Below are 12105 nucleotides of genomic sequence, written 5' to 3' on the forward strand. Positions count from 1 at the left end.
TTTTAATTTATAGAAACCGTAGCACGTCTATTTTTCTGTCTTCCTGCTTCAGTTTTATTACTTGCTATAGGTGAACTTTCGCCCTTAGAAGTAGTTTTCACCTTGTTTTCAGATATTCCACTTCTAATAATATAATCTTTTAAGAAATTAGCTCTTTTCAAACCTAAGGTTAAATTACTATCTGTAGATCCAGTATTGTCTGTATGTCCAGTAATTAAACAATTAGAATTGTCAACTTTATCCAAATATGTAGATATATTCACAATTTTTATTCTTTGTTCAGATGTAAATTCAGAGTGTAATCTTCCAGAATCGAATTCTAAGACTAAAGGATTGTCTTCGATTTCTTTCATTATTTTTTCTATAAGTTTACTGTAATCTTTAGATTTTCCAACGCTAAACTTAATAGGTTTTTTCATAACGTTATTATTATCAACTTCAAGGTCGTCATTCACTTCAGAATAAATATCAATTAGTTTTGTAGGTATTCCACGAGAAAACATGTAGTTTTTGATTTTTACAGCACGTGCCAATCCAATATTCGGAAAAATAGAATTATTCGTTTCGTCACTCATATAATATCCTGTAATTGATAAAGCTTTTTTGTTTTCAGGTTGAACCACGAAATCTTTTAATTCACTAAGTTCAGTGTCTAGCCCAGTCATGAAAGAAGGAGAAAAATCCATGCTAGATTTTTTGAATTTAATATTATCAAAAGAAAAATTAATATTGCCGTTTTCATCAATATTTCCAAAAGATAATTTTGGAGTTTCTTCTTTTGTAGGTTCAGGCTTTGGTGTAGGTTGAACTATCGTTTCCTGTAAATCATCTGTGTTTGTGGTACAACAATATTTCCAACTTAAAAATGTACCTAGAATAATTGTTATTAAAATACCTAATAGATAAATTGCTTTTTTTGACATTTTGTTTCTTGATTTATAAAGTTCGTAATAGGGGAGTTACAGTTCTTTAGAAACAAAAAAAGAAGAAAGTCACATTAAGAGAAGTATATAAAAACAAAAAAGCTTCAAGTTTCCTTGAAGCTTTTCGCGGTGAAAGAGGGATTCGAACCCCCGGACCTGTTACAGTCAATGGTTTTCAAGACCACCGCATTCGACCACTCTGCCATTTCACCAGACCGAAAACGTTTAACCGTTTTGCGGGTGCAAATATAAGAACCTTTTTTAATTAGAGAAAATAAAATCTAACTTTTTTGAAAAGTATTTTTAAATAAAATTATAAATAATTTACTTTCAGTTTTTTAATTGGTGAAAATTTTTGACCTTTTTTTAGCTGACAAAGTGTTTCTCTAGAATAAGACTTAGAAATTAATTAAAAATGCTAGTCTAAAATTATGCAGTCAATAATAATTCTCATTTTTCTGAGTGCTTCTTCTTCTCGATTTAAGTGAAATAGTTACCTTCGTTTCAAAATTAGAAAGTATGTTTAATTCCTTTGGAAATATATTACGAGTATCTACTTTCGGAGAATCACATGGAGTAGCAATTGGAGGAGTTATCGATGGTTTTCCTGCTGGAGTAACAATTGATTTTGATGCTGTTCAAAAAGAATTAGATCGTCGTAAACCAGGTCAGTCAAAAATCGTAACACAACGTAAAGAACCAGATACTGTAGAGTTTTTATCTGGAATTTTTGATGGTAAAAGTACAGGTATGCCTATTGGTTTTGTGATTAAAAACACAAATCAAAAAAGTAAAGACTATAATCATAATACAAATGTGTATAGACCTTCACATGCCGATTATACATACGATAAAAAATATGGAATAAGAGATTATAGAGGTGGAGGTAGAACTTCTGCTAGAGAAACTGCAAACTGGGTAGTTGCTGGAGCTTTAGCAAAACAATTACTTGCACATATTTCTATTAACGCATTTACATCTTCTGTAGGAAATATATTTATTGATAAACCTTATCAGGATTTAGATTTCTCTAAAACAGAATCTAATATTGTTCGTTGTCCAGATGAAAAATCTGCCGAGCAAATGATCGAAAAGATTAAAGAAATTAGAAAAGCAGGTGATACAATCGGAGGAACAATTACTTGTGTTGCTCAAAATGTACCAGTTGGTTTAGGGGAACCAATTTTCCATAAACTTCATGCAGAGTTAGGAAAGGCAATGTTGTCTATCAATGCTGTTAAAGGATTTGAGTTTGGTAGTGGTTTCTGCGGAGCAAAAATGCAAGGTTCTGAGCATAATGATATTTTTAATCCAGATGGAACTACACAGTCAAATTTATCTGGTGGAATTCAAGGAGGGATTTCAAATGGAATGGATATTTATTTCAGAGTAGCATTTAAACCAGTGGCTACAATAATGCAAAATCAGCAAACAATTAATTCTGAAGGTGAAGCAACAGAAATACAAGGAAAAGGAAGACACGATCCTTGTGTTGTGCCAAGAGCGGTACCTGTAGTTGAAGCTTTAACAGCTTTAGTTTTAGCAGATTTTTACCTGATGGATAAAACGAGGAAAATTTAATAATAAACGAGAGATAAAATGAGAAGAGGTATTTTTTTAATACTGTTAACAACAGTAATGAATGTTGTAGCGCAAAAAAATATTAAGGGTAAATTAGAGGAGTTAAAAGAATTAAAGTCAAGAGCTTTAGTAGTTGCTATTTTTGAAGAAGATAAAGATTATACTGAAAGACTAGCGAAAAAAATATCAAAAGCAAAAAAAGAAAAAAAGAAAGAAAAATTACAAAGAGAGTTGAGTGGATATGTAGATCATATCAATTATTTTAATAAAACAATTAAAGAGGTTATTCCAGAATATTGGAAGTTGAATTCAATTGAGGATGTTAAATATCTTACGGGTAAAGAAATTGAAGAACTAAGAAAAGAGAAAAATACTGATTATGCGATCTTAGATTTAAGAGAGGATGAAGTAGTTACTACTGATGCTTTTGGGAGATTTTTTGACCTGAATGTTAATGCAGTTACTTATGGATTTTCTGAGAAAAAGAGAAGAAAATCTGTTTATAATAACTATTTTATAAATACTAATTATAATCTTCCAGAGAAATATAAAGGTCAACAAGAAGAGTATGTAGAAGCGCTAAAGAGAGAGAAAGAAGGTAAAGAGAAAATTTTAAGTAAAGAGAATATAGTTTGTACACTTACTTTAATTCAGAACCATATTAATAAAGCTATAGAGTTAAACAAGAAAATTTCTTTTGAAGATTTTGCTTTAGAACAAGTACAAAATAACTGTTCGGAGTTAAAAGGAAAAAAAGTATTGTTTCAATCAGCAATAGTACACGGTAAAATACTAGATCAATTAAAAGAATTTTATAGTTTAGGAGAAATTGAACTTGTTTCTTCAGAAAGAATTGCTGAAGCTTTGAATAATAATGAAGATGTTATTATAGGTTTTCCAATTATAAAAAGATTAGTAAAAATGAAAGGAAGTTTTGGGCCAGTAGGTTCTGTAACGGTTAGACCTATGGATAATAAGGCTTTAATGAATGCTAAAACTAAAGAGTTTGTTGGTTTGGTAAAACATTCTGGCTTATTAGCGTTTAGAGATTTTAGAAAAAAGGATTTTCAAAAGCTAAATAACCAATGTGAATAAAAGTATTATTTACATTGTCTTTTTTAAAAAGAAATCTCAATACGTTTAAATGCATTGAGATTTTTTTTACCCTTAATTTTTTAATTGTTGTAAGAACGAAATAGTATTTTCTTTATAACTAATTCCGATAGGAATTTCTACAGCATTTACTTCAATATCATGAGAAGTAAATGCTGTTATTTTTTTAGTATTTATCAAATACGAACGATGAACTCTTAAGAACGATTTGGTATCTAATTTTTTCTCAATCTCACTTATACGATGCTTAGCTACAATACGTTTATCATCTTCTAAGTGAAAACGAACATAATCTTTTAAGCTTTCGATATAAATAATTTGTTCAGTGAAAACTTTATGATGCTTATTTCCTGATTTGATAATCAAAAAATCATGCTCTTCATTAATTATATTAAAAGTTGTTTCATTGTTAGTTGTGATATGATAACGTGTAAATTTTTCTACAGCTTTAAAAAAACGTTCAAAAGTGATGGGTTTTAATAAGTAATCTAATACTTCTAAATCGTAACTCTCAATAGCATAATCGCGATACGCAGTCGTCAATATTGTTTTTGGTGGATTCTTTAAACTTTTTAAAAAATCAATACCAGTTAAGTTCGGCATGTTTATGTCTAAAAAAAGTAAATCAACAGCAGTGGTATGTATAATTTCGAAAGCTTTTATAGCACTATTGCAAGTTGCAACGATTTCTAAAGAATCAACTTTAGCAATATGATTTTCTATGAGCTTTATAGCCAAAGGCTCGTCGTCAACAATAACACATTTGTAAGACATATGCTTTTCTTTTGCAATTATTTTTTAATGATTAAAGTAACTGTGAATAACGATTTCGATGGTTCGTTACTAATTTCTAAAGAATATTGCGAACCATAAATTAAAGATAATTGTTTTTTAATATTGATTAATCCTAATGGTTTTCGTGTTTTAACTTTTTCGGAATTAGTAATGGAATTCGAAATTGTAAAAATTAGCTGATCTTCTGTACTTTGTAAATCGATATGTATTTCTGGAGCTGTACTATTTGATTTTTCTCCGTGTTTAAAAGCATTTTCAACTAATGATAATAAAACTAACGGAGGGATCGTATTTGAAGCTTGTAAATCTTTAGTAAACGATATTTGTAAGTCGTCGTTATAACGAAGTTTTTCTAGTGTAATATAGTTTTCAATTAGTGAAATTTCATTTTCTAAAGAAACTAGTTCATCATCACTTTTAAATAATACAAAATCTAACATTTCAGAAAGTTTTGCAATTGCATTAGAAGTGTATGGTGAGTTCATTACGGATAATGAATAAATATTATTTAAAGTATTAAATAAGAAATGCGGATTTAATTGACCTTTTAGTGTTTTTAATTCTAAGTTGACTTTTTCCTTATCTATTTCAAGTTGATTTCTTCTTTTTTCCTCGCTTTCAAAATGATATTTTACAGCAGTAAAAATAAAACTAATATAAACTAAAGTAGGAATGTAATTAGGTATTAGGTATTTAGGAGTTTGAATAATTTCTAAAAGAGATTCCTTATGAAATGGAGGTTGTCTGTAAATTTCTTCGATGATTTGAACTGTGTATAATCGATACATAACAGCCATTACGTATATAATTGCTATAAATAAAAGTATACCTGAAACGTATTTTTGCTTTTTAATGAATTTTTCAAAACAGATGTAAACTATTAAGTACGATGTAATAATTGCTGGAATATCACTAAGTATAGAAGTTAAAGGAATTAATTCTTCATAGATAGGATATTTTTCTCCTTTATGTGATCCTGCAGCTATATCTCTAATTAGATTAAAAATGATAAAAACACTCCAAAATATTAAGTGTTTTACAATTCTATTTGACTTTATATAGTTTGCGATTTTATCAAAGAAGTCTACCATATCTCAAAAATACTCAATTGCCTATTTATCCAGTAAAGAATCGATGAATTCGTGCTTTTTACGCCTAAATGTGATTTTTTCTCTCCTGAATTTATGTTTTTGTAGTAAACTTTTAAGTCGTCGACTTTTCCTTAGTGTCTGTCTATTTTATGATTTATCAGTGTGAAAAGTGATGATTTTTATCTCTCAATTTTAATTATAAAATAAAATATGAGGGTAATTATCTTATGTGCTTTGTTACTTAATATTTGCGTTTTTAGTCAAGTAACAGTAAAAGGAAAAGTAGTAGACAAGAAAACGAAACAACCGTTAGAGTTCGCAACAATTATTGTTATGAAATCAAAATCGGAAAAATTTATAACTGGAACTTCAGCTGATGAGAAAGGAGAATTTTCTGTAGAAGTGAAACCTGATATATATGATATTAAAATAGATTTTGTTGGGTTTAAACCAATAACTATAAAATTTAAAAAGATTGAAAAAGTTGAAGATTTAGGAGTATTGTTTTTAGAAGAAAATAGTACGCAGTTAGAAGAGGTAGAAATTAGAACAGAACGATCTACAACAGAATATAAATTAGATAAACGAATATTTAATGTTGGAAAAGATTTAATAGCAAAAGGAGGAAACGCTAAAGATATTTTAAATAATGTTCCGTCTGTGAATGTTGATTTAGATGGAGCGGTTAGTTTACGTGGAAACGCAAATGTTCGTATTTTAATTAATGGAAAACCTTCTGTGTTAACTTCTAACAACGGATTGGAACAATTACCAGCTTCTACAATAGAGAGAGTAGAAGTAATTACGAATCCGTCTGCTCGTTATGATGCCGAAGGAACGGCTGGAATTTTAAACATTATTTTAAAGAAAAATAAGATAGGAGGTTTTAGTAGTTCTTTACAATTAACAACAGGAGAACCTGCAAATCATGGAATAAATTATAATGTAAATTATAAGAAAGAAACATTTAATGTTTTTGCAAATGCGAGATATAACTTACAAGAGTTTGAATATGAAGGATCAATTTTTCGAGAGAATTTCGATGTAAACGGACCAACATCATTCTTAGATTTAGAAAGAAATACCTTGTTTAGAAGAAATGTATTCAATTTGTATGTGGGAAGTGATATTTATTTCAATAAACAAAACACAACTACATTTAGCTATTTTCTAAGAAGTAATGTCAGTAAACGTTTTGTAGATTTTAAGTTCGATTTTTTTGATTCAGATAAGAATTTACAAAACTCAATTTTAAATAGAGAAAACTATAGAGAACCTCAAAATTTTAGTAGAATTGAATTTAATCATGTGAAAAAGTTTGCTAAAAAAGGACAGCAACTTACTATCGATGTTCAATACGATTTTTGGGATGATGATGAGAATGAATTTGTTGAAGAAGATATTAATGGTAATTCACCAAACATATTACAGAGTAGAGATATAGAAAGTAGTAAAGATCTATTGTTTCAAGCTGATTTTAAATTGCCTTTACAACCAAAAACACATTTAGAATTAGGAATTAAAGGTGAAATAAGAGATATTGATAGCGATTATAAGGTTTGGGATAATGGTGTTTTGATTGACAGTTTGGATAACCTTTTAAAGTATAAAGAACGAATTTATGCTGCTTATGTTCAATATGGAAATAGAAAAAATAAACTTCAATATTTATTAGGTATACGAGGAGAATACACAAATACTTCTAGTACAGATAGGAAGAATGTTTTTGAAACAGATAAACGTTATTCTAATTTATTTCCAACGGTTCACCTGACTTATAATTTTAATGAAAGAACAAATCTTCAATTAAGTTACAGTAAAAGAATTAGAAGACCTCGTTTTTGGCAATTGAATCCTTTCGGCGGAATTGCAGATCGAAGAAATATTCGTGTGGGAAATCCAGATTTAAATCCAATGTTTACAGATGCTTTCGATGTCGGTTTTCTAAAGAAATGGAAAGGTTTTACGATCAATCCGTTTGTGTATTATCAATATACAACGCAGTTATTCGAAACTTTAGTGAGTGCTAATAGCGATGGAGCAATTATCAGTAAACAAATTAATTCTGGAACAGAGCACAGAGTAGGAGCTGAGTTAGGAATTCAATATGCGGCTTTTTCTTGGTGGCGATTAATGGGAGAAATCAATTATTTCAGCTTTCAACAGCAAGGTTTATTCGATGTAAATGATAATGCGTGGACAGCTAAGTTGAATTCAAGAATGAAATTACCTGCGGTTACAATTCAAACCAATTTAAATTATCAAGGAGAACGTGCTTCTGGTCAAATTATAACTGAACCGATTTTTGTTGCTGATTTAGGTTTAAGTAAAGACTTTTGGAACGATAAAATTTCGGTGACTGCGAATATTCAAAATATTTTTAATTCTAGAGTACAAACGCAAACCATTTCTGGCGCTGATTACACTATTTTAAATGAAAGAGCTTTACTCGGACCTCAATTTAGACTTAATGTTACGTATCGTTTCAACAGAAATAAAAAAGATAGAGATCGTTTACCTAATTAATTCAAACATATTTTTGTTAAATTTGTAATATTAAAGAATGGTTTCGGTTTCTTGTCGAGGTTGTATTGAGGAGTTTTTACATCTTTTTCTCAATAAAGATCATTCCATGTGAATTTAATTAAAGTAATTTTTATGGATTATATCAAAGGAAGAGGTGCGCAACATAATACTCATAATAAGTTTTTACAACATAGTCACGAGGTTTTAGATGACTTCTTAAATTATTGTGCTGCTGAAAATGAAGATGCAGACCAGAACAAAACTACATATTTAGAGATTTTTCCAAAAACCATTGTGAATAAAGTAACAAGTCCAGATATCGGAGCTTCATTTTCAATGAATCCTTATCAAGGTTGTGAACATGGTTGTATCTATTGTTATGCAAGAAATTCTCATGAATACTGGGGTATTCAGCTGGATTAGATTTTGAAAGAAAGATTTTATACAAAAAGAATGCAGCAGAGTTACTTGAGAAAAAATTAAGAGGAAGAAATTGGGAAGCGATTCCGATTATGCTTTCTGGAAATACAGATTGTTATCAGCCAATTGAGAAAAAACTAGAAATTACAAGAGAAATATTAAAAGTGTTATTAAAGTTAAAACATCCGGTAGGTATAATTACGAAGAATGCTTTAATACTTCGAGATTTAGATATTTTAAAAGAATTAGCTTTTTTGAATTTATTAAAAGTGAATATTTCGATCACGTCTTTATCTGAACAAACGAGACGTATTTTAGAGCCTAGAACCACAACAATTAAAAAACGATTAGATACAGTTAAAATATTGTCTGAGAATAATATTCCTGTTAATGTTATGATGGCGCCAATTATTCCTGCAATTAATAATCATGAAATTTTACCATTGGTAAAAAAAGTAAGTGACTTAGGGGCGAAATCAGTTGCTTATACTGTAGTGAGATTAAACGGAGCAATTGGTGAGATTTTTAAAAAATGGGTTGAAAAAACGTATCCAGACAGAGCAGAGAAAATATTACATCAAATAGAAGATTGTCATAACGGAACTTTAAATGAATCGCGTTACAGAGTGCGAATGAAAGGTGAAGGGAAGTTTGCAGAACAAATAGCAATGCAGTTTAAATTGGCAAGAAAATTATACTTGAAAGATAAAACTATACCAGAATTTGATTGTACAATTTTTGATAAGTTTCAATCGAATCAAATGTCGTTGTTTTAATTAATAAAATAAAAAGCCTTCCTAAAATACAGGAAGGCTTTTTACGTATGATGAAAATGGTTTACTTAATGTCTAAAAATATTCCTCCTGAAAAAGAAGGGCTTGCGGCAATTATTTTTCCGTCGAAAGCAGAGTCAAAACCTAAAGAAACTCCTAGTTTTTTAGTGATATAATACGCAGCTTCAAAGCCGAAACTACTGAATTCGATATTATTTGCGAAAATACTACCATTACTATTTACAGCACTTAATGTTCCGTTGTTAAATGATTTTACAACATTTAATCGAGTAATTACCCATAATTTAGAGTCAAGAAAATTAATTCCAGCTTCTAGTCCGGTTCTAAATTCATCAGAAAAACCTTCAGTTCTATTATTAAACCCTAAATAAGATTTAGCATAAAAAGGTAAATCTCCTAATGTAGAACTGTATCCTAAATGTGTAGATAAATATTGGTTGAATTCGCCATCTCCATTTTGGTAACTTCCATCACTTCCTCCAGCATCTTCACCAGTGGGTAAACCAAGAATTAATTTTACAGAAGCTGCCCATTTTCCTTTTTTATAAAATCCGTAGTTAATACCTAGATCTACATCTCCAAAAGAAGTTACAGATTCTCCTGGTTGTATAGTTCCTCCATTAGTTCCAGAAATTTGATTGTTCTGAGAAGAAACAGCAACAAAAGGAACGTAAGCTAGAATATCTATTTTATCAGTAATACCATATTCGGCATAAATGTTTGTATTAAATTGTGTTCTTGTTGCGTTAGGATCAATTGCTCCAGTATCTGTGTAATGTTGATCGTATTGTAAATACCAAGCAGATAATTTATAATAACCATTTCCTTTTCCTTTACTCCATTGAGCGTGAATTGTATTTCCTAAAGAAAAAGTAATAACGAATAGTAAAATATATTTTTTCATTGTTTTTGTTTCTTGTTAAATGATTATTGAATTTCAGCTTCTCCTACTTTTACACTAAAAGGTTTACACCAGTATAGAATATGAGAAAAATCGTTTATACCAGTGTCTTCTATGATGTATGTATGTGCGCCATTGAATACTCTAACTGCTTGAATTTCTTTCGCATTATTTACAGTATTCGGATTGTTTGTTAGGTAAATATATAATCCTGGTAAGCTAGATGAAGCTCTATAATTATCATTTATAACAAGTTCTAAATTATTTGTATTAGGTATTTCACGTAGTGTAAAAGTTCCTTCTAATACATAACTACTAGTAGTTCTTATGGTTCCTGTTTTTTCTTGAGTAGTGTTATTGTCCACCTGATCCATAGTTACAGTAACTACTATTTCATCGGTAATTGTTTCACCTTCTTCAGAAACAATAGAGGCCATAATAGTTGCTTGTCCTTGAGCTACAGCTGTAACTAATCCAGAGTTAGAAACTGTTGCAATCATTTCATTTGAGCTCGACCAAGTAATATTTGTTGTGACAGTTTTACCAACATTATCTGTGTATTTTGTTGTTAATTGAAAAGTGTCGTTTAACGTAATTTCAGTAATTGGATTTGTAATGCTAAAAGATGCATCAACTCGATCGTTAATAATATCGTCTTGTACACAGCTTTGTAATAAAAAGATAGATAGGAGTAAAATGGACAGTTGTTTCATTATTTCATATTTAATATTGAGCTATTTGTCGATAGAAATATGAAAGATTTACAAAGAATTAAAAATTAAATTTGAAGTAATGTGAAAAATAAAGCCGTTATAGTAGATATAAATAGTTAGAATCATTTTTTATTTTAGTTGAAAATTTTGTTAGAAGATTATGTTTGATAACCAAGTGTTGTTTTTTATTTGTGGCTTAGGAGTATTTAATGGTTTTCTTGTCGCATTTTATTTCCTTTTTTTTAATCGAGAAAAAAGAACACAGAATCTATTATTTGGTTTATTAGTTCAGTTTCTTAGTATGAGAATTGGTAAATCTTTATACGTGATTTTTACACCAAGAGAAGAACGAAATATTACCTTAATACAAATCGGTTTGTCGGCTTGTTTTTTAATTGGAGTGAGCCTTTTTTACTACACAAAATCATCATTAGAAAATAGAAAAGAGTTTCCCTTAAAGTGGAAATTGAACTTCGTTTTTTTAGCTTCAGTAATTATTATTTTAGGGTTCAATTACCCTTACGAAAATGCTCAAAAATTATGGAGTATGTACATTGTGTATTTCATTTATGCTGTCTGGGGGATTTATGTGTTAGCAACAGGTTTTATTCTAAAAGATACATTTAAAAAGTTATTAAATAAATCTGAAAATTGTACCACTTCCGAACTTTGGTTAATCTGGGTTTATGTAGCTAATCTATTAATTTTTGTAGCGTACTTAATAGGAATGTTTTATTTATATCTAATTGGTACAATTACATTTTCAATTGTTTTTTATGTATTACTGATTTTCTTCTTATCAAAGAAAAATAGAGAAGAAATTTTTAAAGATATTCCAGAGAAATATGCATCAAAAAAAATTATAGAGACAGAAGCAAAAGGTTTGTTAGAAAAGTTAAATGAACTAATTATTGCTCAAGATTTATATAAAGATACTAATGTGAAAATCTCAGATGTGGCAAAAGGAATCAATATTACACCGCATAAATTATCGCAATTATTAAATGATAACTTAGGAAAAAGCTTTGCGGCTTACATGAATGAGTATAGAATTGAAGAAGCTAAAAAATTACTACAAGAACGAACAGAATTAACACTTGAAGCAATAGGTTTTGAAGCTGGATTTTCTTCTAAATCAAATTTTTACGCGACCTTTAAAAAAGTAGTCGGATTAACTCCATTACAATTCCAAAAACAGTTTTTATAGTCTAGTTTTATAATTCTGGACACCTGAATTATAAAAAATCA

Annotated in this window: 9 protein-coding genes, 1 tRNA gene and 1 pseudogene; 5 read left to right on the forward strand and 6 right to left on the reverse strand. The window is 29.3% G+C overall.

Translation table 11 applies throughout. From position 1 onward, the window contains the following. Positions 1 to 2: 2 nt before the first annotated feature. Both Q1A46_RS06235 and Q1A46_RS06240 read right to left on the reverse strand, forming a co-directional pair. The gene (locus tag Q1A46_RS06235; RefSeq protein ID WP_299675396.1) at positions 3 to 923 is read right to left on the reverse strand and encodes an OmpA family protein; all 921 of its coding nucleotides are present in this window, start codon (positions 921 to 923) and stop codon (positions 3 to 5) included. Positions 924 to 1050: 127 nt separating this feature from the next. Next, positions 1051 to 1135, reverse strand: a tRNA-Ser gene (locus Q1A46_RS06240). Positions 1136 to 1442: 307 nt separating this feature from the next. On the opposite strand from Q1A46_RS06240, the gene aroC reads away from it, so the two are divergent. Next, positions 1443 to 2504, forward strand: a complete 1062-nt coding sequence (gene aroC / locus Q1A46_RS06245; protein WP_299675399.1) for a chorismate synthase — start codon at positions 1443 to 1445, stop codon at positions 2502 to 2504. Positions 2505 to 2522: 18 nt separating this feature from the next. Then, a complete protein-coding gene (locus tag Q1A46_RS06250) occupies positions 2523 to 3599 on the forward strand; it encodes a hypothetical protein (protein WP_299675402.1) in 1077 nt (358 codons plus the stop codon). A 72-nt stretch (positions 3600 to 3671) separates the two neighbouring features. Here Q1A46_RS06250 and Q1A46_RS06255 read toward each other — a convergent pair whose 3' ends face one another. Next, positions 3672 to 4391, reverse strand: a complete 720-nt coding sequence (locus tag Q1A46_RS06255; RefSeq protein WP_299675404.1) for a LytTR family DNA-binding domain-containing protein — start codon at positions 4389 to 4391, stop codon at positions 3672 to 3674. Between the two features lie 17 nt (positions 4392 to 4408). After that, on the reverse strand, positions 4409 to 5503 hold the full coding sequence (locus Q1A46_RS06260) for a sensor histidine kinase (protein WP_299675407.1): 1095 nt from the start codon (positions 5501 to 5503) through the stop codon (positions 4409 to 4411). 210 nt (positions 5504 to 5713) lie between these two features. Here Q1A46_RS06260 and Q1A46_RS06265 point away from each other — a divergent pair, with 210 nt between their 5' ends. Beyond that, positions 5714 to 8029 carry an outer membrane beta-barrel family protein gene (locus tag Q1A46_RS06265; RefSeq protein ID WP_299675410.1) on the forward strand — a complete coding sequence of 772 codons (2316 nt, stop codon included), beginning with the start codon at positions 5714 to 5716 and terminating at the stop codon, positions 8027 to 8029. 132 nt (positions 8030 to 8161) lie between these two features. Beyond that, positions 8162 to 9225 (forward strand): annotated as a pseudogene (locus tag Q1A46_RS06270) (PA0069 family radical SAM protein). A gap of 61 nt (positions 9226 to 9286) precedes the next feature. On the opposite strand, the gene Q1A46_RS06275 reads toward Q1A46_RS06270, so the two are convergent. Then, a complete protein-coding gene (locus Q1A46_RS06275) occupies positions 9287 to 10147 on the reverse strand; it encodes a hypothetical protein (protein ID WP_299675413.1) in 861 nt (286 codons plus the stop codon). 23 nt (positions 10148 to 10170) lie between these two features. Beyond that, entirely contained in the window at positions 10171 to 10857 is a 687-nt protein-coding gene (locus Q1A46_RS06280) for an Ig-like domain-containing protein (RefSeq protein ID WP_299675416.1), read from the reverse strand. A 301-nt stretch (positions 10858 to 11158) separates the two neighbouring features. Between Q1A46_RS06280 and Q1A46_RS06285 the strand changes: the two genes are divergently transcribed. Beyond that, positions 11159 to 12064, forward strand: coding sequence for a helix-turn-helix domain-containing protein (locus Q1A46_RS06285; RefSeq protein ID WP_299675419.1), 906 nt, complete (start codon positions 11159 to 11161; stop codon positions 12062 to 12064). Positions 12065 to 12105 lie beyond the last annotated feature (41 nt).

Origin of the sequence: uncultured Tenacibaculum sp., assembly GCF_947502995.1 — a bacterium.
Taxonomy (GTDB): domain Bacteria; phylum Bacteroidota; class Bacteroidia; order Flavobacteriales; family Flavobacteriaceae; genus Polaribacter.